The following is a 24,361-nucleotide window of genomic DNA, read 5'->3' as shown; positions in this document are numbered from 1 at the left end:
GACCGGCCAGCACGGCGGAGGACTGACATGAAACGAATGATTGCATTTGGCGCGGCTGGGGTTGCGGCGGTATTTTTGGCCGGGACGGCTTTCATGGTGCTGCGGGGGGAGGACGATCCCTATGCCTCTTGCCGGTCGAGCCAAGTGGCGGGCGGCGATATCGGCGGGCCGTTCGAACTGGTCAACAGCGCGGGCGAGACCGTGACCGATGCCGATGTCATCAAAGAGCCGGCCTTGCTCTATTTCGGCTATACCTCCTGCCCCGATGTCTGCCCGCTGGACGTGGACCGCAACGCGGCGGCGACCGAAATTCTGGATGAGCGCGGCCAGAGCATCACGCCGGTCTTCATCACCGTTGACCCTGCGCGCGACACGCCCGAAGTGGTCGGTGATTTTGCCGAGGTGATGCATCCGCGCATGGTCGGGCTGACCGGCTCGCCCGAGCAGGTCAAAGCCGCCAGCCAAGCGTATCGCACCTATTACAAGGTGCACCCCGAAGATGAGAATGGCGAATACCTCGTCGATCACTCGACCTTCAGCTATCTGGTCATGCCCGAAGAAGGCGTTGTCGACTTTTTCCGCCGCGAAGTACGCCCCGAAGAGATGGCCGACAGCATCGGTTGTTTTCTGGATCAACGCTGAAATTGACCCGCCGCCTTGGCCGCCCCATATTAGCCTTTGAGAGGGGATGTTGATGCAGGATATTTCTGACTTAGGCGCGGACCGCAGCTTGCTTTTGGTCGATGACGATGAGCCGTTTCTGCGCCGTTTGGCCAAGGCGATGGAGAAACGCGGCTTTGAGGTGGAAACCGCAGGCTCTGTCGCTGCGGGCAAAGCCATCGCCACCGCGCGCCCCCCGGCCTTTGCCGTGGTCGATCTGCGGCTTCAGGATGGCAATGGGCTCGACGTGGTCGAAGTGCTGCGCGACAAACGCGCCGATGCGCGGGTCGTCGTGCTGACGGGCTATGGAGCGATTGCCACGGCGGTGGCGGCGGTGAAATCCGGGGCGACGGATTACCTGTCTAAACCCGCTGACGCCAATGACATTGTGAATGCGCTTTTGGCCACCGGAGGGGACCTGCCCGAACCGCCGGAAAACCCGATGAGCGCGGATCGCGTGCGGTGGGAGCATATCCAGCGGGTCTATGAACTCTGTGACCGCAATGTCTCGGAAACTGCGCGGCGGCTGAACATGCACCGGCGGACCTTGCAGCGCATCTTGGCCAAACGCTCGCCGCGCTAAAGCTCGAACCGTTTCCAGATTTTATCAACGCGGGTGCCATCGGCCAATGTGCAGTTTGGCAGCCGTCTGAAATCCTCGAAGCCGCGGCTTTGATAATAGGCCAGCCCGCCCTGATTGTCTGCGCGGACGATGGCGTGGATATGGGCATAGCCCAAGTCACGCGCGGCCCGCTTTGTCTGTTCGAACAGGGCCGAGCCGATGCCAAACCCCGTCTCTCCCAACCGCACGAAAGTCGCGACATCCACACCGCCTTCGGGCAGGTCGGGGTGGGGTTCGATGTATTGAAAGCCTTCCAGCACGCCCTGCTCGTCCTCCGCCAGATGCCACGCGCTGTCGGGCGCGGCCATCCAACCTTGCAACTCGTGCGGGGTGACGGGGCTGACCATGGCGGTGGTCCCGCCCTTGGCGATAATGGCGTTCAGCAAATCGGCCAAGGCGCGGGTATCGAGCGCCCCGGCACGGCGGATGTGGATCACGCCATTTCGCGCAGCAGCGCCGCGTGGCGTTCGGTGAACTCGGCCCGTACCTCAACCGGCGGGCGCAGCAGGATGCTCAGCCCCTCCATCAGCGCCGCATCGGGGCGGCCAAAGAAACGGGTCGCCTCGGCCTCGGAAAAGCCTGCGATCTGGCTGGCCTCCATCCAAGCGCTAACGCGGTCGGCTTTCTTGATCTGCTGCTTGACCCGCACGGGCAAGCTGGCGGGAAGGCCAAAGCGGACATGCACGGCAGTGGTCAACCGCTCATCCAAAGCGCGATAATCCGGCCCTACGGCGGCCTTCACGGGTGAGATCATGTCACCGATCACATATTCCGGCGCATCATGCAGCAACGCGGCGAGGCGCCATTTCGCAGGCGAGCGGGGGGCGATGCGGGCGAAAATCGTTTCCACCAATAGCGAATGTTCGGCCACCGAATAGGCATAGTCGCCCCGTGTCTGCCCGTTCCAGCGCGCGACAAAGGCCAGACCATGGGCGATGTCTTCGATCTCGACATCGACCGGCGTGGGGTCGAGCAGGTCAAGCCGCCGACCTGACAGCATCCTTTGCCATGCGCGTGGTTTCTGCGCCATTCGCGGGGGTCCTTACCTCGTGAGCCTTGGGAACAAATCCCTGTCAAACCTGTTCATCCCACGAAGGAGATGATCATGAAACCCGTTTTTTCCGGTACGATAGTTGCAGTTACCTTGGCCACCCTCGCCGGTGCTGCACAGGCAGAAGAAGTCTGCATGCCCGCCAAGGAAATGAAGTCTGCCCTGATCGATTGGTACGGTGAAGAGCCGGTGCCGGGTCAGCGTGAGGACAACAGCCAGCTTTGGGCATCGGATCAGTCGGGGACATGGACCTTGGTCAAGACTTTGGCCGATGGCAATGCCTGCGTGCTGGCCCAGGGCGACGATTGGATGGCGGGTCTTTCGGGCGATAAGCAACTGGCCGCTCTTCTGGACTGATCCGGCGCGGCCTTTCCCCATTCACGTTGAGAATTCGCGGCGAAGGTGCTAACCGCCCTGCAACACTTTAAACAGGAGCGCCGCATGGCCCACGACTATATTGTTAAGGATATCAATCTGGCGGCCTACGGGCGGAAAGAGCTGGACATCGCCGAGACCGAAATGCCGGGCCTGATGGCGCTGCGCGATGAATACGGTGACAGCAAGCCGCTGAAAGGCGCACGGATCGTCGGCTCTTTGCACATGACCATCCAGACCGCCGTTCTGATCGAAACGCTGGTCGCTCTTGGCGCAGATGTGCGTTGGGCATCTTGCAACATCTTCTCGACCCAAGACCACGCGGCCGCGGCCATCGCCGAAGCGGGCGTGCCGGTCTTCGCCATCAAAGGCCAGTCGTTGGTTGAGCATTGGGATTACCTCGATAAATCCTTCATGTTCCCCGAAGGGCCGAACCTGATCCTCGACGATGGCGGCGATGCGACGCTCTACATCCTTCTTGGCGCGCGCGTGGAAAATGGCGAAGACGAGCTGACCGCCGTGCCGAAGTCCGAAGAGGAAGAGGCAATTTTCGCGCAGATCAAAAAGCGTATGGCCGAAAGCCCCGGTTGGTTCACCAAGATGCGCGACCAGATCAAGGGCGTGTCTGAGGAGACCACGACCGGCGTGCATCGTCTTTATGACCTCGTGAAACAGGGCCAGTTGCCCTTCCCCGCGATCAATGTGAACGACTCTGTCACCAAGTCGAAGTTCGACAACAAATACGGCTGTAAAGAGAGCCTCGTCGACGGTATCCGCCGCGCCACCGACACGATGATGGCGGGCAAGGTCGCCGTTGTCATGGGCTATGGCGACGTGGGCAAAGGCTCCGCCGCGTCTCTGCGCGGTGCGGGTGCCCGCGTGAAGGTCACCGAAGTCGACCCGATCTGCGCGCTGCAAGCCGCGATGGACGGTTTCGAGGTCGTGCTGCTGGAAGACGTGGTCGGCACCGCAGATATCTTTATCACCACCACCGGCAACAAGGACGTGATCCGCATCGAGCATATGCGCGAGATGAAGGACATGGCCATCGTCGGCAACATCGGCCACTTCGACAATGAAATCCAAGTCGCCGCGTTGAAAAACCACAAGTGGACCAACATCAAAGAGCAGGTGGACATGATCGAGATGCCGAATGGCAATCGTCTGATCCTGCTTTCCGAAGGCCGTCTGCTGAACCTCGGCAATGCCACCGGGCACCCATCCTTCGTCATGTCCGCGTCCTTCACCAACCAAGTGCTGGCGCAGATCGAACTGTGGGAAAACACCGACAAATACGAGAACGATGTCTACATCCTGCCCAAGCATCTGGATGAGAAAGTCGCCCGTCTGCACCTCGACCGGATCGGCGTGAAACTGTCCAAGCTGAACCCGGAGCAAGCGGCCTATATCGGCGTGACGCCCGAGGGGCCGTTCAAGCCCGAGCATTACCGCTACTAAGCCGCGAAGAGTTCCCTCTTTCAGCAATTTTCAACGCCGCCCCGAAGATCACCGGGGCGGCGTTTCTCTATCAAGAGACTGCGATATATAGGAAAATCAGCTCAATCGGCGGATTCAAGCACATATCCACCAGCGGCGGAGGGCGGGCGGAACATAGTCAATCGGGCGGTGTTTCATCCCCAGACCATTCAAAAGGAGTATCGAAGATGAAACGTACATTCCTGAAGTCCACCGTCGCCGCCCTCGCTCTGACTGCGGGTACCGCATTCGCTCAGACCGCCGACACCGAAGCCGGTGCCGCCGCGGAAGCCGAGGCCACCATCTCGGGCGAGAGCGTCACCAACACGGCCAACGATCTGACCGCCACTGTTGAGCAGCAGGCCGAGCGCACCGCTGAGATGTCGCGCGAAAATTCCGACGACTACGAGGGGACCAACGACCCCAACACCACCGACGAAATCCTGACCGCACCGACACAGGGCGCAGAATTTGAAGGTGATACCGAAGTCGACAACGAAGCGGAACTGACCGCCGAGACCGATGGCGTGACGCCGACAACCGATGCCGAAGCGGATCTGGCCGGGAACGCCGATTCAGAGTCGAATTCGACCCTCAGCACCGACACCAGCGGCACCGTCACCACCGAGACTGACACCGATCTCGCAGCCGATGAAGATGCCGATTTCGACAATGAAACCACTGCCGAGATCGAAGGCGAAGCCGAGACCGATCTGGATGAGAATGTCGCTTCCAACACCGAAGCGGACATGGAAACAGATGTGACACGCACCGACACCGGCATGAGCAACGCATTCTCCGGCATGGTCGTAGGTGATTTGGTCGGCCTGACCGTGGTCGAAGCCGATGGCGACAGCATTGGTGACGTCGACTATGTCATCAAGACCGACGATGGCTATGCCGCCGTTGTTGGCGTGGGCGGCTTCCTTGGCCTTGGCGAACACACCGTCGCCGTACCGCTTGAGGAAATTTCCATGGCAGCCGAGAACGACCTGAAGCTGAGCTCCTGGACCAAAGCCGAGCTGGAAGCCCAGCCGGAGGTCGATGAAGGCAACATCGAAGGGCTCGAAGACGACGTCCGCCTTGACGACGCTTCCTAAGCGACAGCCGATATCCTGACTGAGAGGCGCCCAATTCGGGCGCCTCTTTTTCTGGCGGCTCCGGGGTCAGCCCGCCGCGCCCGAAATAAATCTTTTGCAATACAGGGATATGGCCTTAGGCTCCGGTCTCAGGAACCCCTGACGGGCCGAAGACACTATTGGGAGAGATTTTATGGGCAAGCGTGACGAATGGATCGCCAAATACGCCGAAGACCTGAAGAACAAATGCGGCATGGAGCCGGATATGGACCTTTTGACCAAGGTGACCATCGGCTGCGGTCCGTCGATCTATAACGCCGACGCGCAGACGGTGTCTTCCAGCGATACGGCTGAGTTGAACACCGTGAAGGACAACTTCCTGATCAAGAAACTCGGTCTGCCGGATGATGAGCATCTTATGGGCGGCATTCAAAAAGTGATCGAGACCTATGGCCGGTCCGAGCGGAACAAATACCGCGCGGTGGTCTATTACATGCTGGTCAAACACTTCGGCAAAGAGGCCGTCTACGCCTGAAGGGCGGTGGGAAACCCTACTAAAACCTTACCTCAGACGCGCGCTTGGTTAAGCGCGCGTTTCGTTTTTGCGCGGGCTTTGACACAGTCGAAAGTTGAGTAAATCACCGGTTTCTGCTATCTCTCTTATATCGGCCAGAGCGGCTGGTAAGAGTTACGAACATGTGTGGTGGTTATGGGAGCACATGGGGTGAGAAGGGTTCTGGCGGGGTGCCGGAACCCTTTTTCGTTTTTCCGATGGCCGCGCCGGTATTAGGGCGCGGTCTTGCCCAAGGCGCAGATAAGCTGCCATTCCGCATCGGTCACGGGCTGCACGGATAGGCGCGAATTCTTCACCAGAACCATGTCCTCCAGCCTTGGGTCCGCTTTGATCGTATCCAAATTGACCGGCTGGTTGAACGACCGCACCGCTTTGATGTCCACACATTCCCAACGCGGGTCATCGGTGCTGCTGTCGGGGTGAGCCTCGGCGCAGACTTCTACGATGCCGACGATCTCACGGTTCTTTTGCGAATGGTAAAAGAACCCGAGGTCGCCGACCTTCATCTCACGCATGAAATTGCGCGCCTGATAGTTGCGCACGCCGTCCCATTCCTCACCCGCGTCGCCCTTGGCCTTTTGGTCGGCCCAGCTCCAAGTTGCGGGTTCGGATTTGAACAACCAATAGGCCATCAGCCGATCACCCGGTTCCAATGGGTCAGGGTAACGCTTTGGAACAAGCCGGCCTTGGCATAGGGGTCATTCGCGGCCCAATCCTCGGCCGCGGCCATATCGGGCACGTCCAGAATGATGAGCGAACCGATCATGCCGCCTTCTGCATCCAAAAGCGGGCCAGCCTGTGCCACGGCATCGCTGGATTTCAGATAGGCCAGATGGTCGGGCCGGTTTTCCTGACGGATCGGCAGGCCATCGGCTTTGTCATGGGCGATCAGGGCAACAAACATATCATTCTTCCTTTAGGGGGCGTGTCAGCAAAGATTTCATGGCACCAGCCACATCTAACTGGTTGTCGAGCAATCCGGCAACCGCGCGGGTGATCGGCATATCAAGCGCCGCTTCGCGGGCCAGCGCATCGACGGCGCGGGCGGTCGCGGCCCCTTCGACCGTGGTCGATGGGTCAAAGGGGGTGCCTTGGCCCAGCGATTGCCCCAAACGGTAGTTGCGCGATTGCTCGGAGGTGCAGGTCAGCGTGAGATCACCAAAGCCCGAAAGCCCGGCCAGCGTTGTCGGCTCGGCCTTCAGATGGGCGGCGAGGCGCTGCATTTCGGCATAGCCGCGGGTCATCAGCGCGGCGCGGGCGCTTTCGCCCAATCCGGCCCCTATCGCGGCCCCGCTGGCGATGGCGACGACATTTTTCAGCGCCCCGCCCAATTCCGCGCCGGTGGTATCCGTGGTGCGGTAAAGCCGCAGGTTCGTCGTGGTGAGTTCCGCTTGCAGCTGTTCGCCCGCCGCAGGGTCTGCACAGGCCAAGGTCAGCGCGGTGGGCAGGCCCCGTGCGATATCGGCGGCAAAGCTGGGCCCCGTCAGGATCGCGGCGGTCGCTTCGGGAATGGTCTCTTCGATCACCCTGACCGGCCCCACGCCGCTGCTGAGTTCGATCCCTTTGCAGCAGGCGACCAAATGTTTCCCGTGAAGCGCTGCGCGATGTTCCTCCAACACGCTGCGCAGCTTTTGCATCGGCACGGCCAGCAAAAGGGTCTCGGCCTCAGCCGCTTGGGCAAGGCTTTCGGTCACGCTGAGCGTCTCGGGGAAAGGGCGGCCGGGCAGGCGTTTGGCGTTCTCGCGCCGCGCGGCCATATCCCCCGCGTCACGCGCCCAGAGTGTTACCGGCCCTTTGCCCGCAAGCGAAATGGCCAGCGCCGTGCCGAATGCCCCTGCGCCGAGAACGGAAACGCTCATGCCTTGGCCCCCTTCTTGCCGCTGCCCAGCATCGACGGGCGCGCGGTGTCCAGCGGCCAGCGGGGCCGCGCGGCAAGGGTCAGGTCATCGGCATCCCGCAGGGTGGCTTGCTCTCCCGCCGCGAAGGCGATCATCGCGGCGTTGTCAGTGCAAAGCGCCAAGGGTGGCGCCACAAAGGTGGCCTCTTGCGCTGCCGCAACAGTCTCTAACGCGGCGCGGATGGACTTGTTTGCCGCCACGCCCCCCGCCACGCACAGGCTCCGCGCGCCTTGCGCGGGGTACTCTGCAAAGGCGCGGCGCGTTTTATGGGCCAGCACATCGACGACGGCGGCTTGGAACCCTGCGGCGAGGTCCGCCTGATCCTGTCGCGTCAGCCCGCCACGCTCTGCCACGCATTTGTCGCGCGCGCGCAGCACAGCGGTTTTCAAACCCGAGAAGGACATGTCGCAGCCCTCGCGATCCAGCAGAGGGCGCGGCAGGGCAAAGCGTTTCGCATCGCCCTCTTGGGCGCATTTTTCGATCGACGGCCCGCCCGGCTGGGGCAGGCCCAACAGCCGCGCGACCTTGTCGAACGCCTCGCCCGGGGCATCGTCGATCGTACCGCCGAGACGGTCGAAACTTTCCGGCCCGCGCACCAGTAGAAACTGACAATGTCCGCCCGAGACCAGCAACATCAGATAGGGATAGGGCACATCATCGGTCAGCCGCGGGGTCAGCGCGTGACCCGCGAGGTGGTTCACCCCGTAAAGCGGTTTGCCCGTCGCCGCCGAGAGCCCCTTGGCGCACATCACGCCCGACACCACGCCGCCGATCAGCCCCGGCCCGGCGGTCACCGCGATGGCGTCAATCTGCGGCAGGCCGATCCCGGCTTCGGCCAAGGCATCCTCGACACAGTGGTCCAATTTCTCGGCATGGGCGCGGGCGGCGATTTCGGGGACGACGCCGCCAAAGTCGGCGTGCAACTCGGTCTGGCCCGCCACGACCGAGGCCAGCACCCTGCCGCGCCCGTCCTCCTCCATGCGCACCACGGCGGCGGCGGTATCGTCGCAACTGCTTTCCAAACCAAGGATCAAGCGGGTCTGAGACTGGGTAGAGGGCATGGGGGCTTTCCGTTGCAAGGCACCTGTACCGCAGGTAACACCGCTCTCACGCGCAAACAATGCCGGAGCCTTGCGATGCCGCAGCCAAGATTGCTTCTGACACGTCCCCAGCCCGGTGCCGCGCAGTTTCTGGATCGGCTTTCGCCTGCGCTGCGCGACGGGGCCGTGATCTCTCCGCTGATCGAGATTACCGCGACGGATGACCCTGTCGATCTTTCGCCCTATGCCGGGGTGATCTTTACCTCGGCCAATGCCGTGGCCCATGCGCCTCTGGGGGAGGGGCGGCCTGCCTATTGCGTCGGCCCGCAGACCACGGCGACAGCGGGCAAAGCGGGCTGGCAGGCGCAGATGGTCGGGCTGGATGCCGAGGCGCTGATCGCGACCCTGTCGAAGCGCGCCCAGACCGGCCCGCTCTTGCACCTTGCCGGGCGGCACCGGCGGGCAGATATTGCCGGAATTTTAGGCGCCGCAGGTCTGAAAGTGGAAACCGCCACGGTCTATGATCAGACCCTTCTGCCGCTCTCCACCGCCGCGCAGACCCTTCTAAAGGGCCCTAACCCTGTCATCGTGCCGCTGTTTTCCCCGCGCAGCGCACAGCATTTCGCCCGGGAGGCAAGCTCGACGGAACGGGTCATGGCCCTGTCGATCAGCCGCGCCGCCGCTCAGGCGCTTGAAGCTCTGCCGCTCTATGCGCATGATGTCGCCGCAGAACCCACCGGCGAAGCCATGGCAGAGGCCGTTGAAAAACTTTTCCGCTGCACCACCTTGCCTTGAGGGGCATAGGTATGCCGGGTAAGCTCGCCATTGCGAGTGAATGACAGGTTCAGAATCGAAAGGCGTGAGGCGTGGCAAAACCCAAGAAGACGGTCAGCAAAAGCGAAGCGGACAAGACCACAGCCGATCAGACGCCTCCCGCGGCGGACGAGGCAACCACGGCAGAGAAGGCCGAGGCCGCGAAACCCAGCCAGACCGATGGTAAGGGGGCGGAGACGGCAAAACCCGACACGCCGAAAACCGAGGATGTGAAGACCGACGCGGCGAAAACCGAAACGGCCAAGGCCGACCCGTCGAAAACATCCAGCACCACGCCCACTACGGATAAAGCAACGGCAACGCCCGCCGCTGCGGCCAAGCCGGACGACAAAGCCCCGGCCAAGCCCGAAAGCGCAACGCCGGCTAAAGACAAGCCCGAGAGCGCCACACCGGCTAAAGAGACGAAGCCCCAGACGGCTTCGCCCAAGGACGATCCCAAGACAAGCGCCACCAGCGCTGCACCCAAGGACAAACCGGCTGCCAAGGACAAACCGGCCGCTGATCCCGCGCCCTCACGCGCCTCGGCGGCTGCGTCTAAGCCGAGCGGTAGCTCATCCAAACCCGCGCCGGAAAAGGCTGAAAAGCCAAGCGCTGCCACGTCCAAACCGACGTCCCCACCTGCATCGACCCCGGTCCCTGAGCCTGCCCCGAAAGAGCGCAAGCGCAGCGTGTTCTTCCCCATGCTGCTCGGCGGTGCCATCGCTGCGGGCCTCGGCTTTGCCGCATCGGAATATGATGTCTTGGGCACCCGGGCACAAAGCGCGGCAGAATTGCAGAGCGCGATGGAAGCGCAGCAGGCTCGTATCGCGGAACTGGAAGCCCGCGTCGAAGAGCCTGCCACCCTGCCGGAACGCCTGCCGCAGGTCGACGCGCTGCGCGAAGAACTGACCGCCAGCCGCGAGGCCCTCTCGGCGCTGCAAAGCCAATTGGCCGAGATCGACAGCCGCCTCACCACGGTTGAAAAGCAACCCGCCACCGGCGGTGACAACCAAGTCGCGGTCGCGGCTTTTGAGCGTGAGATGGAAGCCCTGCGCGCCTCTGTCGCCGAACAGCGCAGCGAAATCGAGAGCCTGCTGGAAAATGCCCAAACTGCTGAGGAGGCAACAGCCGCCGCGGCGGAAGCGGCCCGTGCCCAGACTGCGATGACCCAGATGAATGCCGCGATCAGCGCCGGTCGCCCCTTCGAAGCGCCGCTGGCCGAATTGCAGCAGGCCGGGGTCGAGGACATACCCGAAACCCTGCGTGAAAGCGCCGCCGGCGGTGTTGTCACCCTCGCCAATCTCCAAGCGCGCTATCCCGATGCCGCGCGGCAGGCGCTGGCCACCGCCCGTGCCGCCTTGCCGGAAGAGGGCGAAGGCGGCTTTGGCAACTTCCTGAAACGTCAACTGGGTGCCCGCTCGGTCGCGCCGCGCGAAGGGACGGATGCCGATGCTGTCCTGTCTCGCGCCGAAGCGGCGGTGCGCGATGGCCGTTTGACCGATGCGCTGGCTGAGATCGACACGCTGCCAGCCCCCGCGCAGGATGCGATGGCGGAATGGCTCGCCGATGCCCGCGCGCGTCAGGCGGCTGAAACCGCCGCCAATGAACTCTCCCAACGCCTGACGGCCAACTGAGGAACGAAAAATGCTCTGGTCTCTTATTAAAATCGTTCTTTTCGTCGTGCTGGTCGCCGCTCTGGCTTGGGGTGCAGGCTTCCTGTTGGAAAGCGAAGGTGGCATTCAGCTGACCGTGGCGGGCACGGAATATACCCTTGGGCCGCTGCAATCGGTGATCGCCGTTTTGCTGCTGATGCTTGCGGTTTGGGTGTTGCTCAAGATCGTGTCGCTGCTCTCGGCAGTCTGGCATTTTCTGAATGGCGATGAGACGGCGCTGTCGCGCTACTTTGACCGCAACCGCGAGCGTAAGGGCTATGAAGCACTGTCGGACGGGTTGATGGCGCTGGCCAGCGGCGAGGGACAGGTCGCGATGGCCAAGGCGGCCAAGGCCGACCGCTATCTCAAACGCCCGGCACTGACCAATCTGCTGACCGCGCAGGCGGCAGAGCTGGCGGGGGACCGTCGCAAGGCCGAACGGACCTATCGCAAGCTGGTCGAAGACGAAAAGACCCGTTTCGTCGGTGTGCGCGGCATCATGAAGCAGAAGCTGGCCGACGGAGATACCGAAACGGCGCTGAAACTGGCCGAAAAGGCCTTTGCGCTGAAGCCCAAACATGAGGAAACCGGCGACACGCTCCTGAAGTTGCAGGCCGAGAAACATGATTGGACCGGTGCGCGTGGCACTCTGCAGGCCAAGTATAAAAACGGCCATCTGCCGCGCGATGTGCACAAGCGCCGCGACGCCGTTCTGGCGCTCTCCGAGGCGCGCGAGGTCATTGACGAGGGCAACAGTGTCGAAGCCCGCGAGGCCGCGATTGAAGCGAACCGTCTGTCGCCTGATCTGGTGCCCGCCGCCGTGATGGCCGCGCGCAGCTATATCGCGCAGGACAAGCCGCGCAATGCTTCCAAAGTGCTGCAAAAAGCGTGGAGCGTGCAGCCGCACCCCGATCTTGCCGCCGCCTTTGCCGAGATTCAGCCGGATGAGACACCGCCCCAGCGGATCAAACGGTTCCGCGCGCTGACCAAATCTCAGCCCGACCATCCCGAGACCAAGATGCTGCTGGCCGAACTCCACATCGCCAACGAAGACTTCCCCGAAGCGCGCCGGGCGCTTGGCAATCTGGTTGAGACCGATCCTTCGGCCCGGTCCGTCACCCTGATGGCGGCGATCGAGCGGGGCGAGGGCGCGCCGGACACCGTGGTTAAAGGCTGGCTGACCCGCGCGCTGAACGTCTCACGCGGGCCGCAGTGGATTTGCGAGAACTGCCACCACATCCATGCCGAATGGGTGCCGATCTGCGAAAACTGCAAGAGCTTTGACACGCTGGAATGGAAGACGCCGCCGCTGTCGGAGGTGGCCATGCCGAGCGGTGTTCAGATGCTGCCCCTGATCGTCGGCGCGCCGGAAACGACCCCGACAGAGGGGGCGTTGACCACGCGGACGGAGGATATCGAAGATGCGGAACTGGTGACCGAACCGGAAAAGCCGACCGATCCCGAGACGCCCAAGAAAGCGCCGGACCCTACAGCTTGATGTCGTAGGTGACCCAGTTGGTCCGGGTGGCCAGCCTGTCATAAACACCACGGCCGCGGTAGTTATCCTCGGCCGTGATCCAGCGGACGAGGCTCCAGCCGCGCTTCTGGGCGATCTTCTTCACCTCTCCGATCAGCGCATCGGCAGCCCCGCTGCCGCGGGCTTCGGGGGCCACGAAAAGATCGTCGAGGAAACAGCCCGTCGCCGCAGCGAGTGGGCGGGCGAAATGCCGGAAATGGGTCAGTCCGATCACCCGCCCTTCAGCATCTTCGCAGACCAGCCCTTCGACCTCGGTCAGCGGATCATGCAGCCAAGACCAGACCCGCGCGCGCATCTCCGGCGTCTGCTCGACTTTATAGAATTCGGCATAGCCTTGATAAAGCCGCTCCCAATCGGCGCGGTCATGGTCTCTCACGGTTCGGATGGTAAGGTCGGACATGGCGGGCTCCCTTCGCTGGCTGCGCGATATTTGCCCCAGTTGGTTCAGAAATCCAGCCCAAGGTCCAGCGTTGTCGCAGAATGTGTGAGCGCGCCCATAGAGATATAGTGCACCCCCGTTGCCGCGACCTCGGCCAAGCGCGGCAGGGTCATGTTGCCCGAGGCCTCCAGCACGATGCGGCCCTGTGCCATTTCGACCGCCTGCGTGAGCGTCGGCGTATCCATATTATCCAACAGCACCACATCCGCGCCGCCTTCGTCCAAGACCTCTTGAAGCTGCGCCAACGTGTCGACCTCGATCTCGACCCGGATCATATGCGAGGCATTGGCCTTGACCGCCTGCAACACAGGCCGGATGCCCCCGGCGGCAGCGATGTGGTTGTCCTTGATCAGGATCGCGTCGGAGAGGGAGAAGCGGTGGTTGAACCCGCCGCCATGCAACACCGCCTGTTTCTCGACCATGCGCAGGCCCGGCGTGGTCTTGCGGGTGCAGGTGATCCGGGTCTCAGTCCCCTTCGTCTCGGCCACGCAGGCCGCGGTGAGGGTGGCAATGCCCGAGAGCCGCCCGGAAAAGTTCAGCGCCACACGTTCCGCCGAGAGGATCGCAGCGGCGGAGCCTTCGATCTCCATCAGCGTGTCGCCTTTGGCGATTTTGCTGCCGTCTTCTTTCAGCGTGCGCACCTCAAGCGTGGGGTCGACAAGGTGAAAGGCCAGCCGCGCGATTTGCATGCCAGAGACGACCCCCTCGGCGCGGGCGCGCAGCCGGGCGGTATAGGTCGTGCCCTCGGGGATCACGCTGCGGGTCGTGACATCGCCATAGGTGCCGAGGTCTTCCATCAAAGCGGCACGGACCAGCGGCTCAAGGATCAGGTCGGGCAGGGCGGTGGTCATCTTCAGGCGTCCTCGGGGTTGGAGCGGTGGGCCGTGGCCTCGGCCAATGTCATGAAGCTGCGGGCGGCTTCGGGGAGCGTTTCGGGATAGTCCGTGCGGCAATGCGCGCCCCGGCTTTCGCGGCGGGCGAGGGCGGCGGCGGCGATGAGCGTCGCGGTGGCGGTCATGTTTTGCAACTGGGCACAATCGGGTTGCGCCGCTTCAATCTCGGCGATGGCCGTCAAGGCGCGTTGTAAGCCCGCCGCATCCCGCAGCACGCCGACCTCTGCGGTCATGGTTTCGCGCAGGCGGGTGACGAGGGTCTCGTTCGGTGTCTCACCAGCAGGCAAATCCGGCAGTTGTACGGCGTCATCCTCGCCCGTCTCGCATTCCTCAAGCATGTCCTGCGCCGCGCGGCGGGCAAAGACCAGCGCTTCGAGCAGCCCGTTGGATGCCAGACGGTTCGCGCCGTGCAGCCCGGTCGAAGACGCCTCTCCGCAGACCCACAGTCCGGCAAGGCTGGAACGCCCATGCGCATCCGTGGCCACACCGCCCATATGGTAATGCGCCGCGGCGGCGACGGGGATGGGCTGGGTCACCGGGTCGATGCCATTGCGCGCGCAGGCGGCTGCGACGGCGGGGTAGTCGGTCAGCACCGCCGCACCCAAGGCCGCGCGGGTGTCCAGCATGGGGCGCAGCCCCGTCTGGGTCTGGGCAAAGATGGCGCGGGCCACGACATCGCGCGGGGCAAGCTCGGCGAGGGGGTGAACCGCCTCCATAAAACGCGCGCCTTCGCGATTGATCAGATGCGCCCCGGCCCCGCGCAGTGCTTCGGTCGCCAAGGGGGCGGGGTCTTCGCCGCAGTCGATGGCGGTGGGGTGAAACTGCACGAATTCCGCATCGGCAGTAAGAGCGCCCGCCCGGGCGGCCATGCCGATCACCTGCCCGCGAATGCGGGCCGGGTTGGTGGTCAGCGCATAAAGCCCGCCAGACCCGCCGCCCGCCAGCAAGACCCCCGCGCCGCGCAGCATCACGGGGGCGGAGCCTTCGGGCCGTGCCAGTTCGATCTCGACCCCGGTGACCTTGGTACCGTCACTTTCCAAACCGCGGGCCAGCACCCCTTCGAGCACTTGGATCGAGGGTGTTTCGCGCACCTTTTCGATCAGGGCGCGCATGATCTCGGCTCCCGCTTGATCGCCCTGCACGCGCACGACGCGGGCAAAGCTATGCGCCGCCTCGCGCGACATGACATAGCCGCCATCGGCGCTGCGGTCGAAGGCGGTGCCGAAATCGGTCAGGGTGAGGATATGGGCGCGGGCCTCATCCGTTACGGTGGCGGCGACGCGCGGCTCGACCGTACCCGCCCCGGCTTTGATGGTGTCGAGCGCATGGGCCTCGGGGCTGTCGGCCTGCGCCATCGCGGCGGCCACGCCGCCCTGCGCCCAAGCGGAACTGGCCCCTGACCCCAGAGGATCGGGCGAGATCAGCAAAACCGGACGCGGCGCAAGACAAAGCGCGGCATAGAGCGCGCCCAGACCGGCCCCAACGATGATGATCCTGCCGGTTGTGATCTGCTCCACGCGCGCGCCCTTCAGAGGCCGAGTTCGCGGGAGAGGTCGATCATCCGTTGCACGGCCACCCGCGCCTTGCTGGCAACCTCGGCCTCCACTTCGACGGCGCCGGACATCGTGTGCAGCGACCAGAGCACCTTCTCCAGCGTGATCTTCTTCATGTAGGGGCACATGTTGCAAGGGCCGACGAAATCGACCTCGGGCAATTCATCGGCGATGTTCGACGCCATGGAGCATTCGGTGACCAGCATCGCTTTGGCCGGTTTCTCGCGGTGCACATAGTCAAGGATGCCACTGGTCGAGCCGGAGAAATCCGCCTCTGCCACCACGTCGGGCGGGCATTCGGGATGCGCGATGATGCGGGTGTCTGGGTTCCACTCGCGGTAGTCGGCGATGTCTTTCGCGGTATAGCGTTCGTGCACGATGCAGGCGCCGTCCCACCAGACGATGCGCTTTTGCGGCACCTGTTTGGCGATGTTCTGGGCGAGGTATTTGTCGGGCGTCATGATGATCGTCTCGGCCTCAAGCGCCGCCACGATCTGCGCCGCGTTCGACGAGGTGCAGCAGATGTCCGACGCCGCCTTCACCTCGGCCGTGGTGTTGACGTAAGTGACAACCGGCGCGCCGGGATACTGCGCGCGCATCTGTGCGACGCCCTCGGCGGTGATGCTTTCGGCCAGTGAACAACCCGCTTCCATGTCGGGGATCAGCACGGTTTTCGCGGGGTTCAAGATCTTCGAGGTCTCGGCCATGAAATGCACGCCGCATTGCACGATGACATCGGCCTCGACCTCGGTCGCCTTGATGGCCAGTTGGAGGCTGTCGCCGACGAAATCCGCGATGCCATGGTAGATGTCGGGCGTCATGTAATTATGCGCGAGGATGACCGCGTTGCGCTCTTTCTTGAGCTTGTTGATCGCGGCGACATAGGGCGCGTGAATGGCCCAATCGGGGGGCGAGACGACACGGTCCATCTTGGCGTAGATATCGGCCATTTCAGCCGCCAGCGCTGGCGATGGCGCGAGGTCATAATGGCGCTCAAGCTCGCTGGGCGAAAAGATTTCATCACGCATGGTCGGTCCCCCTCCGGCCTTGGCGCGTGTCACGGCACCGCGCTGGACACCACACCCGGCGTGCTGGCCATAGACGACTGGCGGGGTTTGGGCAAGCCAATACCCTTTATGACAAGGCGTTTCTTGCTGGGGGCTTAGGTGAATTTGCGGAACAAACGGGTCTGGTCGAACATGTCTTCCAGCCGTTCGGCCCGGTCCTTCGTATCGGCCCAGTTGATGTCTTGCATGGCCGAGATCACGCTTTCTACCAGCAGCAGCGTGGCCGCCGCGCTGTCCCAAGCCGAAGGCGCGACGATCCGGCTGGAGAAACAGATATCGGCCAGGCTATGCACCGGAGAGCGCCATTGATCGGTGAAGAGGATGATCTTGGCCCCCCGCGCATGGGCCATTTCTGCCAGTTTCAGCGTGTTGTTCTCATAGCGCCGCACGTCGAAAATGACGAAGACATCGCCTTCGCCCACGTCCAGCAGGTAATGCGGCCAAGCGTTTGATGTGGATTGAATATGTGTCACCCGTGGGCGGATGATCTGAGCGTGGAGGAACAGATATTCGGCCATCACATGGGTGATGCGCCCCCCCACGATATAGAGCGGGTGCGCGGTGTCGGCGATCATCGCGCAGGCGCGGTCGAAGGTGGCAGGCTCGATCTGGCCCAACGTGTGGCGGATGTTGTCAATCACCGCGTCGGTGAACCGGTTCAACACATGGCCCGAGGGCGCGCCTTCGGTCCAGTTGTCATGTTTGGCGATGGGGTTCTTGGCCTTGGCCTTGAGCTCTTCGCGCAGCTCGTTCTGAAACTCGGGGTAACCCTTGAACCCCAGCTTTTGCACCATCCGCGCCACGGTGGGGGTGGAGACATTGGCATCCTTCGCCAGCGCCGTCAGCGGGCCTAGGCCGGAGGCGGGGTAGTTTTCCAGAATCGAATGGGCGAGTTGCCGTTCCGCACGGGTTAGCCGGTCCAGTTCTTGCTGGATACGGTCGGAAATGGTCAGCGTCGGTTCAGCCATGGATGCCCCTCTTTTGACGAGTAATAACACAAACTGAACGGCGTTGTAATAAATTTGACATTATTCTGTTGACAGAAGCCCCCCGCCCGAATGAGGTTTGATCTAACTGAGGGGGACAGGGTGTCAGAACAGTCAGATCTTTCGAATGAAGCCGTCGAGGTGATCAACGCCGGGGCACAGGCCCCGCTGGTGTTGGTCTGCGAACATGCGGCGCGTGAGATACCGGCCTGCTACGACGGTCTGGGGCTGGATGCTGCGGCCCGCGAAAGCCATGTGGCTTGGGATCCCGGTGCCTTGGGCGTGGCCCGGGCCATGGCGCAGGATCTGGATGCGGTGCTGGTGGCGGGGCGCGTCTCGCGTCTGGTCTACGATTGTAACCGCCCGCCCGAAGCCCCGGGCGCGATGCCAGCGCAGAGCGAGATTTTCGCGATCCCCGGCAATGCCACGCTTGATGAGGCTGGCCGGGCCGAGCGGGTGGCGCGCTATTACGAGCCATTCCGCAAGACTTTGGCGGCAACGATCAAACGGGTCAATGCGCCTGCGATCGTCACGGTGCATAGTTTCACGCCGATCTACCATGGCAAACCGCGCAGCGTTGAGATCGGCATTCTGCATGACAGCGACACGCGCCTTGCCGATGCGATGCTCGCGGTGGCGTCCGAGTTCACGGATCTGAATGTCGAACGAAATGAGCCCTACGGCCCGCAGGACGGGGTGACCCATACGCTGAAAGAGCATGGGCTGGCCCATGGTCATCCCCATGTCATGCTAGAGATCCGTAACGACCTCATCACGACCGAAGCCGAACAGCGGCAGATGGCCGAGATGATCAGCAATTGGCTCCGTGCCGCCATGGCTCGGCCCGAGATGGAGGAGGTCAAACCATGAGGTTCATCCGGGGCTATATCCGGGGCATCGACGCGATGAACCGGCGGATCGGGCGGATCATGATGTATGGCATATTTGTCCTGATGGGGGTGCTGTTGTGGTCCACCGTCAGCAAAGCCTTCTTCGTCCCCTCGCTTTGGACGCTGGAAATGGCGCAGTTTGTCATGGTGGGCTATTACATCTTGGGCGGTCCCTATTCGATCCAACTGGGGTCGAACGTGCGGATGGATCTGCTCTATGGCGATTGGTCGCTGCGCCGCAAAGCATGGTTTGACCTATTCACCGTTTTCTTCCTGATCTTCTATCTCTGCGTGCTGCTCTATGGGGCGGTAAGCTCTACCGCCTATTCGCTGGGCTACTGGGGGACAGAGCCGTTCAGCTTTTTCGGTGGCTTGATCACCGGTAGTGAAGAGGTTGGCCATATGGAGCAATCCAGTTCCGCATGGCGCCCGTATCTCTGGCCGATCAAGGTCGTGATGATCGTCGGCATCTTTCTGATGCTGCTGCAATGTCTGTCCGAGCTCGCGAAAGACGTGCTGCGGCTCAAGGGTGAGGCCATCTGATGTCCTATGAAATGATTGCGACATTGATGTTCTCGTCAATGATGCTGATGCTACTGACCGGCCAGCGGGTGTTTGGCGCCATCGGCTTTATCGCCGTGGTTTCGGCGCTGCTGCTCTGGGGCGACAAGGGCGGCTATGACATCGGTTTCGCCGCCGCGATGAAGCTGATGAAATGGTATCCGCTGCTGACGCTGCCGATGTTCATCTTCATGGGCTATGTCCTCAGCGAAAGCCGCATCGCCGATGACCTTTACCGCATGTTCCACGTCTGGATGGGCGGGGTGCGCGGCGGGCTGGCGATTGGCACGATTGGCCTGATGGTGCTGATCTCGGCGATGAATGGGCTCAGCGTGGCGGGCATGGCGATTGGGTCGACCATCGCGCTGCCGGAACTGCTGAAACGCGGCTATGACAAAAGGATGGTCACGGGGGTGATCCAAGCGGGGTCGAGCCTTGGCATCCTCGTGCCGCCTTCGGTGGTGCTGGTGCTCTACGCGATGATCGCGCGGCAGCCGGTGGGGCAGTTGTGGCTTGCCGGGGTCATCCCGGGGTTGATGATGGCAGCGATGTTCATCGCCTATATCGTCATCCGCTGCCGGATGAATCCCGAACTTGGTCCCATCCTCTCGGCCGAGGATCGCGACATTCCCCGTGCCGAGAAACTGCGTCTGCTGCGGGCGGGCATCCTGCCGCTGGTGATCTTTGCGGTGATGATGGTGCCTTTCGTCAACGGGTGGACCAGCTTGGTCGAAAGCTCGGCCATCGGGGCTGCGGCGGCATTTTTTGCTGCCGTTCTCAAGGGCCGCATGACCCGCGAAGTTTTCGAGAACTCCGTGCGCAACACCTTGGGCATCACCTGCATGTTCATGTGGATCATCCTCGCCGCCCTCGCCTTTGGCGCGGTCTTTGACGGGCTGGGCGCGGTGAAGGCGATTGAGAGCCTGTTCACCGAAAAGATGAACCTCAGCCCCTGGATGATCCTGATCATGATGCAGCTTAGCTTCATCATCATGGGCACCTTCCTAGATGATACGGCGATGCTGGTGATCGTGGCGCCGCTCTATGTGCCCTTGGTCGGTGCGCTGGGCTTTGATCTGATCTGGTATGGTATCCTTTACACGATCACCACGCAGATCGCCTATATGACGCCGCCCTTCGGCTATAACCTGTTCCTCATGCGCGCCATGGCCCCGCCCGAGATCACCCTGCGCGACATCTATGCGTCGATCACGCCCTTCGTGCTGGTGATGGTCTTGGCGCTGATACTTGTCATGGTCTTCCCCGAGATCGCGACATGGCTGCCCGATTACATCTACGACAAATAACAATGAGAGCCGCGCAAAGACGGCCTGACATTTCAACAAAGGAGAGACGTATGACCACTCGCAGAAAGTTTCTATCCGGGGCCGCCGTCGCCGCCCCTGCGGCCCTCGCCGCGCCCTCTATCGTGCATGCCCAAGCGCCGATCAAATGGCGCATGCAGACCTATGCCGGCGCCGCTCTGGGTGAGCAGGTGACCAAACCCGCGGTCGATTACATCAATGCCGCCGCCAATGGCGAGATGGAGATCGAACTGTTCTACGCCGACCAGATCGTGCCCACCGGTGAGCTGTTCCAAGCCATGCAGCGCGGCACCATCGACATGGTGCATTCCGATGACGACTCCATGGCCTCGCCCACGCCGCTGCAACAATTCGGCGGTTACTTCCCCTTTGCCACCAAGCACATCCTCGACGTGCCGGTGCTGTTCAACCAGTACGGTTTGGCCGAAATCTGGAAAGAGGAATACGCCAAGGTCGGCGTTGAATGGCTGTCGGCTGCGGGCCAAGACCCCTGCAACTTCAACACCACCAAAGAGATCAAATCGGTCGCCGATCTGGACGGTCTGAAGCTCTACACCTTCCCCACCGCGGGCCGCTTCCTGTCGAAGTTCGGCGTGGTGCCGGTGAACATTCCCTACGAGGACGCCGAGGTCGCCGTGCAAACAGGCGAGCTCGACGGCATGGCGTGGTCCGGCATCACCGAGGACTACACCGTCGGCTGGGCCGATGTGACCGACTACTTCCTGACCAACAACATCTCAGGTGCTTGGATCGGGTCGTTCTTCGTCAACCAGCAGCAGTGGGCCGATTTGCCGGATCACCTCAAACAGTTGGTCATGGCGGGGATCGAAGCAGGCCACACCTACCGCAACCAGTGGTACTGGGGCGGCGAGGCGCGTCTGCGGGCGCAGGGCGACAAGCTCAAGCTCAGCACCGTGCCTGCCGACGAATGGGCCGAGGTTGAAAACGCGGCCAAGGACTTCTGGACAGAGATCGCCGAAGAAGGCGAAGTGCACGCCAAGATTGTGCAAATCTTCCGCGACTATAACGAAGTCATCAACAAAGCCGGTCCGCCCTACACCAACGGCTGAACCGACAACCGGGGGCGCGCTGCCTGCGCCCCCGCCTTACCCCCTGAAGTGGACAGAACATGCCCGGCACACTGACATTCGACGCGCTGAAAAAACTGGTCAAAGAGGGATCCGTCGATACGGTTCTTGCTTGCCTTGTGGATATGCAAGGCCGGTTGATGGGCAAGCGCTTCCATGCCGTCAACTTCGTCGAGACCTCTTACAAAGAAACCCATTGCTGCAACTACCTGCTGGCCACCGACCTTGAGATGGCCACGCCCGAAGGCTTTGCCTCCACCTCGTGGGAGACGGGTTACGGCGACTATGTGATGCAGCCGGACCTCGACACGATCCGCCCGGTGCCGTGGCTCGAGGGCACGGTGATGGTGCTCTGCGACGTGCTGGATCACGACACCCACCAGCCGGTGCCGCATTCCCCGCGCGCCATGCTGAAGAAACAGATCGCGCGGCTGAAGGAACTGGGTTTCGACGCGATGATGGCGACCGAGCTGGAGTTTTTCCTTTTCGAGCAGAGCTTTGACGCGATCCGCAAGGGCGGCTACCGCGACCTCACGCCGATCAGCGGCTATAACGAAGACTACAACATCCTTCAGACCACCAAGGAAGAGAACGTGATGCGCCCGCTGCGCAACCATCTCTTCGCCGCCGGTCTGCCGATTGAGAACTCCAAAGGCGAGGCCGAGGCCGGTCAGGAAGAGCTCAACATCCGCTATTCAAAGACGCTTGATTGCGCCGATTATCACACGATTGCCAAACATGCGGTCAAGGAGATCGCTTGGCAGCAGGGTCATGCGGCAAGCTTCCTGCCCAAGTGGCACAAGGACCGCGTCGGCTCTTCCAGCCACGTCCATCAGTCGCTGTGGAAAGACGGCGAAGCGGCTTTCTTTGATAGCGAGGGCGAGTTGGGCATGTCCGACCTGATGCGCCACTATATGGCCGGTCTGATCGCCTATGCGCCGGAATATACCTATTTCCTCGCCCCCTATGTGAACAGCTACAAGCGCTTCGCCAAAGGCACCTTCGCCCCGACCAAGACCGTCTGGTCCGTCGACAACCGCACCGCGGGTTTCCGCCTCTGCGGGGCAGGGACAAAGGGCGTGCGGGTCGAATGCCGTATTGGCGGATCGGACCTAAACCCTTATCTGGCGCAGACGGTCATGCTGGCTGCCGGAATCAAAGGGATCGAAGACAAGATGGAGCTTGCCCCGCCCACACGCGGCGATGCTTATGGCGAGTCCGACGCTGTCGATATCCCCCAGACCCTGCGGGCAGCGACCGAGACCCTGCGCGGCTCGACGTTCCTGCGCGAGGTCTTGGGCGACGATGTAGTGACCCATTACACCCGCGCGGCGGAATGGGAGCAGGAAGAATATGACCGGGTGGTGACCGATTGGGAAATCGCCCGCGGCTTTGAAAGGGCCTGAGAATGACGACGGTAAAATGTATCTCTCCGATTGACGGTTCGGTCTATGCGGAGCGCGAAACCCTGAGCACGGAAGCAGCGCAAGAGGCTGTCGCCCGCGCGCGCCGCGCGCAAAAGGCATGGGCTGCGCGCCCCTTGCAGGAGCGTGTCGATCTGGTGATGGCCGCGCTGAAAGAGATTGAGAATTCCACCGACCGGATGACCGAGGAACTGGCCCATCAGATGGGCCGCCCGGTGCGCTACGGCGGTGAGTTCGGCGGGCTGCAGGAGCGCACCAGCCACATGGCCAAGATCGCCGCCGATGCGCTGGCGCCCAAGGTGATCGAGGACAGCGCCGCCTTCAGCCGCAAGATTATGCGTGAGCCGCATGGCGTGGTTTTCGTCGTGGCACCGTGGAACTACCCCTATATGACCGCGAACAACACCATCGCGCCTGCGCTGATCGCGGGCAATTCGGTGATCCTGAAGCATGCCTCGCAGACCATTCTGGTCGGTGAACACCTCGCCGATGCCTACCGCGCCGCCGGCGTGTCCGAGGATGTGTTTCAGAACGTCGTGCTGAGCCATGAGACCACCTCGGCGTTGATCGCCGACAACGCCTTTGATTTCGTCAACTTCACCGGCTCTGTCGGCGGTGGTCAGGCGATGGAGCGCGCGGCGGCGGGCACTTTCACCGGCGTCGCGACCGAGTTGGGCGGCAAAGACCCCGCCTATGTCCGGGCCGATGCCAATCTCGACGCGGCGGTTGATGGCGTGATGGACGGGGCGATGTTCAACGCGGGCCAGTGCTGCTGCGGGATCGAACGGATCTATGTGCACGAAAGCCTCTATGACGCCTTTGTCGAGAAAGCCGTGGCATGGGTGAATAACCTCAACCTCGGCAATCCGCTGGATCAGGCCACGACGCTCGGCCCGATGGCCAATGTGCGTTTCGCCAATGAGGTTCGCGCGCAGATTGATGAGGCCGTCGCCGCTGGTGCCAAGGCGCACATCGATAGAATGCCCGCCGACGATGGCGGTGCCTATTTGACCCCGCAGGTGCTCACCGATGTGACCCATGAGATGCGCGTCATGCGTGACGAAAGCTTCGGCCCCGTTGTCGGCATCATGCCGGTCAAGGACGACGAAGAAGCCATTGCGCTGATGAACGACAGCCAGTTTGGCCTCAGCGCCGCGATCTTTACCGCCGATGCCGAGGCCGCCGAGGCCATCGGCCAGCGGTTGGAAACCGGCACCGTCTTCATGAACCGTGCCGACTATCTGGACCCGGCGCTGTGCTGGACCGGCTGCAAGCAAACCGGGCGCGGCGCGGGCCTGTCTGAACTGGGCTATCACGCGCTGACACGCCCCAAATCCTACCACCTCAAGAAAGCCTGA

26 protein-coding genes are annotated in these 24,361 nt (G+C 62.4%); 15 read left to right on the top strand and 11 right to left on the bottom strand.

Going from position 1 to position 24,361, the window contains the following annotated elements; genetic code table 11:
- The first annotated feature begins 27 nt into the window (after positions 1-27).
- Both FCK22_RS05935 and FCK22_RS05930 read left to right on the top strand, forming a co-directional pair.
- Positions 28-642 (top strand): SCO family protein, encoded by a 615-nt coding sequence (locus FCK22_RS05935; protein ID WP_067268320.1) that lies wholly within the window; start codon positions 28-30, stop codon positions 640-642.
- Positions 643-688: 46 nt separating this feature from the next.
- On the top strand, positions 689-1,243 hold the full coding sequence (locus FCK22_RS05930) for an ActR/PrrA/RegA family redox response regulator transcription factor (RefSeq protein WP_067268317.1): 555 nt from the start codon (positions 689-691) through the stop codon (positions 1,241-1,243).
- Here FCK22_RS05930 and FCK22_RS05925 read toward each other — a convergent pair.
- Together FCK22_RS05925 and FCK22_RS05920 are read right to left on the bottom strand one after the other, a co-directional pair.
- Positions 1,240-1,719, bottom strand: coding sequence for a GNAT family N-acetyltransferase (locus FCK22_RS05925; protein WP_067268315.1), 480 nt, complete (start codon positions 1,717-1,719; stop codon positions 1,240-1,242). The two genes, FCK22_RS05930 and FCK22_RS05925, sit on opposite strands and share 4 nt — an antisense overlap.
- Complete coding sequence (locus FCK22_RS05920) at positions 1,716-2,312, bottom strand: HD family hydrolase (RefSeq protein ID WP_136720279.1); 597 nt, start codon at positions 2,310-2,312, stop codon at positions 1,716-1,718. Before FCK22_RS05920 ends, FCK22_RS05925 begins: the two co-directional genes overlap by 4 nt.
- Before the next feature lie 75 nt (positions 2,313-2,387).
- On the opposite strand from FCK22_RS05920, the gene FCK22_RS05915 reads away from it, so the two are divergent.
- The 4 genes from FCK22_RS05915 (at position 2,388) to FCK22_RS05900 (ending at position 5,798) form a co-directional block, all read left to right on the top strand.
- A complete protein-coding gene (locus tag FCK22_RS05915) occupies positions 2,388-2,690 on the top strand; it encodes an S-adenosyl-L-homocysteine hydrolase (RefSeq protein ID WP_231886452.1) in 303 nt (100 codons plus the stop codon).
- Positions 2,691-2,774: 84 nt separating this feature from the next.
- Positions 2,775-4,166: an adenosylhomocysteinase gene (gene ahcY, locus FCK22_RS05910; protein ID WP_067268309.1), complete on the top strand. Its 1,392-nt coding sequence runs from the start codon at positions 2,775-2,777 to the stop codon at positions 4,164-4,166.
- A 206-nt stretch (positions 4,167-4,372) separates the two neighbouring features.
- Positions 4,373-5,284, top strand: a complete 912-nt coding sequence (locus FCK22_RS05905; protein WP_067268307.1) for a PRC-barrel domain-containing protein — start codon at positions 4,373-4,375, stop codon at positions 5,282-5,284.
- A gap of 172 nt (positions 5,285-5,456) precedes the next feature.
- The gene (locus FCK22_RS05900) at positions 5,457-5,798 is read left to right on the top strand and encodes a DUF2853 family protein (RefSeq protein ID WP_067268305.1); all 342 of its coding nucleotides are present in this window, start codon (positions 5,457-5,459) and stop codon (positions 5,796-5,798) included.
- Between the two features lie 251 nt (positions 5,799-6,049).
- Here FCK22_RS05900 and FCK22_RS05895 read toward each other — a convergent pair whose 3' ends face one another.
- Genes FCK22_RS05895 through tsaD form a run of 4 tightly spaced genes read right to left on the bottom strand, consistent with a single transcriptional unit; the run spans position 6,050 to position 8,796 of the window.
- Positions 6,050-6,469 (bottom strand): EVE domain-containing protein, encoded by a 420-nt coding sequence (locus tag FCK22_RS05895; RefSeq protein WP_067268303.1) that lies wholly within the window; start codon positions 6,467-6,469, stop codon positions 6,050-6,052.
- The gene (locus tag FCK22_RS05890) at positions 6,469-6,741 is read right to left on the bottom strand and encodes a YciI family protein (protein WP_067268301.1); all 273 of its coding nucleotides are present in this window, start codon (positions 6,739-6,741) and stop codon (positions 6,469-6,471) included. The genes FCK22_RS05895 and FCK22_RS05890 overlap by 1 nt, the downstream gene beginning before the upstream one ends.
- Position 6,742: 1 nt before the next feature.
- Positions 6,743-7,696, bottom strand: coding sequence for an NAD(P)H-dependent glycerol-3-phosphate dehydrogenase (locus tag FCK22_RS05885; RefSeq protein WP_067268299.1), 954 nt, complete (start codon positions 7,694-7,696; stop codon positions 6,743-6,745).
- A complete protein-coding gene (gene tsaD, locus FCK22_RS05880) occupies positions 7,693-8,796 on the bottom strand; it encodes a tRNA (adenosine(37)-N6)-threonylcarbamoyltransferase complex transferase subunit TsaD (RefSeq protein ID WP_067268297.1) in 1,104 nt (367 codons plus the stop codon). The genes FCK22_RS05885 and tsaD overlap by 4 nt, the downstream gene beginning before the upstream one ends.
- Positions 8,797-8,871: 75 nt before the next feature.
- Here tsaD and FCK22_RS05875 point away from each other — a divergent pair, with 75 nt between their 5' ends.
- The 3 genes from FCK22_RS05875 (at position 8,872) to FCK22_RS05865 (ending at position 12,738) form a co-directional block, all read left to right on the top strand.
- The gene (locus tag FCK22_RS05875; RefSeq protein ID WP_067268295.1) at positions 8,872-9,570 is read left to right on the top strand and encodes a uroporphyrinogen-III synthase; all 699 of its coding nucleotides are present in this window, start codon (positions 8,872-8,874) and stop codon (positions 9,568-9,570) included.
- 71 nt (positions 9,571-9,641) lie between these two features.
- A complete protein-coding gene (locus FCK22_RS19245; protein WP_231886451.1) occupies positions 9,642-11,222 on the top strand; it encodes a hypothetical protein in 1,581 nt (526 codons plus the stop codon).
- Positions 11,223-11,232: 10 nt separating this feature from the next.
- Positions 11,233-12,738, top strand: coding sequence for a heme biosynthesis HemY N-terminal domain-containing protein (locus FCK22_RS05865; RefSeq protein ID WP_067268285.1), 1,506 nt, complete (start codon positions 11,233-11,235; stop codon positions 12,736-12,738).
- Here FCK22_RS05865 and FCK22_RS05860 read toward each other — a convergent pair.
- The 5 genes from FCK22_RS05860 to FCK22_RS05840 all read right to left on the bottom strand — a co-directional run bounded on the left by FCK22_RS05860 (position 12,728) and on the right by FCK22_RS05840 (position 17,697).
- The gene (locus FCK22_RS05860; RefSeq protein ID WP_067268284.1) at positions 12,728-13,177 is read right to left on the bottom strand and encodes a GNAT family N-acetyltransferase; all 450 of its coding nucleotides are present in this window, start codon (positions 13,175-13,177) and stop codon (positions 12,728-12,730) included. The two genes, FCK22_RS05865 and FCK22_RS05860, sit on opposite strands and share 11 nt — an antisense overlap.
- A 44-nt stretch (positions 13,178-13,221) precedes the next feature.
- Entirely contained in the window at positions 13,222-14,067 is an 846-nt protein-coding gene (gene nadC, locus FCK22_RS05855) for a carboxylating nicotinate-nucleotide diphosphorylase (protein ID WP_067268283.1), read from the bottom strand.
- Between the two features lie 2 nt (positions 14,068-14,069).
- Positions 14,070-15,626, bottom strand: coding sequence for an L-aspartate oxidase (locus FCK22_RS05850; RefSeq protein ID WP_067268282.1), 1,557 nt, complete (start codon positions 15,624-15,626; stop codon positions 14,070-14,072).
- An 11-nt stretch (positions 15,627-15,637) separates the two neighbouring features.
- Positions 15,638-16,690 carry a quinolinate synthase NadA gene (nadA, locus tag FCK22_RS05845; protein WP_067268281.1) on the bottom strand — a complete coding sequence of 351 codons (1,053 nt, stop codon included), beginning with the start codon at positions 16,688-16,690 and terminating at the stop codon, positions 15,638-15,640.
- A 134-nt stretch (positions 16,691-16,824) separates the two neighbouring features.
- Positions 16,825-17,697, bottom strand: coding sequence for a MurR/RpiR family transcriptional regulator (locus FCK22_RS05840; RefSeq protein ID WP_067268280.1), 873 nt, complete (start codon positions 17,695-17,697; stop codon positions 16,825-16,827).
- A 120-nt stretch (positions 17,698-17,817) separates the two neighbouring features.
- Between FCK22_RS05840 and FCK22_RS05835 the strand changes: the two genes are divergently transcribed.
- Genes FCK22_RS05835 through FCK22_RS05810 form a run of 6 tightly spaced genes read left to right on the top strand, consistent with a single transcriptional unit; the run spans position 17,818 to position 24,361 of the window.
- Positions 17,818-18,585 (top strand): N-formylglutamate amidohydrolase, encoded by a 768-nt coding sequence (locus FCK22_RS05835; protein WP_231886450.1) that lies wholly within the window; start codon positions 17,818-17,820, stop codon positions 18,583-18,585.
- Positions 18,582-19,148, top strand: coding sequence for a TRAP transporter small permease subunit (locus tag FCK22_RS05830; protein WP_067268278.1), 567 nt, complete (start codon positions 18,582-18,584; stop codon positions 19,146-19,148). Before FCK22_RS05835 ends, FCK22_RS05830 begins: the two co-directional genes overlap by 4 nt.
- Positions 19,148-20,473, top strand: coding sequence for a TRAP transporter large permease subunit (locus FCK22_RS05825; RefSeq protein ID WP_067268276.1), 1,326 nt, complete (start codon positions 19,148-19,150; stop codon positions 20,471-20,473). The genes FCK22_RS05830 and FCK22_RS05825 overlap by 1 nt, the downstream gene beginning before the upstream one ends.
- Before the next feature lie 50 nt (positions 20,474-20,523).
- A complete protein-coding gene (locus tag FCK22_RS05820) occupies positions 20,524-21,561 on the top strand; it encodes a TRAP transporter substrate-binding protein (protein ID WP_136720278.1) in 1,038 nt (345 codons plus the stop codon).
- A 59-nt stretch (positions 21,562-21,620) separates the two neighbouring features.
- Positions 21,621-22,985, top strand: a complete 1,365-nt coding sequence (locus tag FCK22_RS05815; protein ID WP_067262754.1) for a glutamine synthetase family protein — start codon at positions 21,621-21,623, stop codon at positions 22,983-22,985.
- Between the two features lie 2 nt (positions 22,986-22,987).
- Positions 22,988-24,361, top strand: a complete 1,374-nt coding sequence (locus tag FCK22_RS05810) for an aldehyde dehydrogenase family protein (protein ID WP_067262757.1) — start codon at positions 22,988-22,990, stop codon at positions 24,359-24,361.

Source organism: Sulfitobacter sp. 15WGC (assembly GCF_005068605.1).
GTDB lineage: Bacteria > Pseudomonadota > Alphaproteobacteria > Rhodobacterales > Rhodobacteraceae > Sulfitobacter > Sulfitobacter faviae.
This window is presented reverse-complemented; position numbering and strand designations above follow the sequence as displayed.

Bases quoted from the DNA above. Each gene is read 5' to 3' on its own strand.
- FCK22_RS05935 (WP_067268320.1), top strand. From the start codon at position 28: ATGAAACGAATGATTGCATTTGGCGCGGCTGGGGTTGCGGCGGTATTT.
- FCK22_RS05930 (WP_067268317.1), top strand. From the start codon at position 689: ATGTTGATGCAGGATATTTCTGACTTAGGCGCGGACCGCAGCTTGCTT.
- FCK22_RS05920 (WP_136720279.1), bottom strand. From the start codon at position 2,312: ATGGCGCAGAAACCACGCGCATGGCAAAGGATGCTGTCAGGTCGGCGG.
- FCK22_RS05915 (WP_231886452.1), top strand. From the start codon at position 2,388: ATGAAACCCGTTTTTTCCGGTACGATAGTTGCAGTTACCTTGGCCACC.
- ahcY (WP_067268309.1), top strand. From the start codon at position 2,775: ATGGCCCACGACTATATTGTTAAGGATATCAATCTGGCGGCCTACGGG.
- FCK22_RS05905 (WP_067268307.1), top strand. From the start codon at position 4,373: ATGAAACGTACATTCCTGAAGTCCACCGTCGCCGCCCTCGCTCTGACT.
- FCK22_RS05900 (WP_067268305.1), top strand. From the start codon at position 5,457: ATGGGCAAGCGTGACGAATGGATCGCCAAATACGCCGAAGACCTGAAG.
- FCK22_RS05895 (WP_067268303.1), bottom strand. From the start codon at position 6,469: ATGGCCTATTGGTTGTTCAAATCCGAACCCGCAACTTGGAGCTGGGCC.
- FCK22_RS05890 (WP_067268301.1), bottom strand. From the start codon at position 6,741: ATGTTTGTTGCCCTGATCGCCCATGACAAAGCCGATGGCCTGCCGATC.
- FCK22_RS05885 (WP_067268299.1), bottom strand. From the start codon at position 7,696: ATGAGCGTTTCCGTTCTCGGCGCAGGGGCATTCGGCACGGCGCTGGCC.
- tsaD (WP_067268297.1), bottom strand. From the start codon at position 8,796: ATGCCCTCTACCCAGTCTCAGACCCGCTTGATCCTTGGTTTGGAAAGC.
- FCK22_RS05875 (WP_067268295.1), top strand. From the start codon at position 8,872: ATGCCGCAGCCAAGATTGCTTCTGACACGTCCCCAGCCCGGTGCCGCG.
- FCK22_RS05865 (WP_067268285.1), top strand. From the start codon at position 11,233: ATGCTCTGGTCTCTTATTAAAATCGTTCTTTTCGTCGTGCTGGTCGCC.
- FCK22_RS05860 (WP_067268284.1), bottom strand. From the start codon at position 13,177: ATGTCCGACCTTACCATCCGAACCGTGAGAGACCATGACCGCGCCGAT.
- nadC (WP_067268283.1), bottom strand. From the start codon at position 14,067: ATGACCACCGCCCTGCCCGACCTGATCCTTGAGCCGCTGGTCCGTGCC.
- nadA (WP_067268281.1), bottom strand. From the start codon at position 16,690: ATGCGTGATGAAATCTTTTCGCCCAGCGAGCTTGAGCGCCATTATGAC.
- FCK22_RS05840 (WP_067268280.1), bottom strand. From the start codon at position 17,697: ATGGCTGAACCGACGCTGACCATTTCCGACCGTATCCAGCAAGAACTG.
- FCK22_RS05830 (WP_067268278.1), top strand. From the start codon at position 18,582: ATGAGGTTCATCCGGGGCTATATCCGGGGCATCGACGCGATGAACCGG.
- FCK22_RS05825 (WP_067268276.1), top strand. From the start codon at position 19,148: ATGTCCTATGAAATGATTGCGACATTGATGTTCTCGTCAATGATGCTG.
- FCK22_RS05820 (WP_136720278.1), top strand. From the start codon at position 20,524: ATGACCACTCGCAGAAAGTTTCTATCCGGGGCCGCCGTCGCCGCCCCT.
- FCK22_RS05815 (WP_067262754.1), top strand. From the start codon at position 21,621: ATGCCCGGCACACTGACATTCGACGCGCTGAAAAAACTGGTCAAAGAG.
- FCK22_RS05810 (WP_067262757.1), top strand. From the start codon at position 22,988: ATGACGACGGTAAAATGTATCTCTCCGATTGACGGTTCGGTCTATGCG.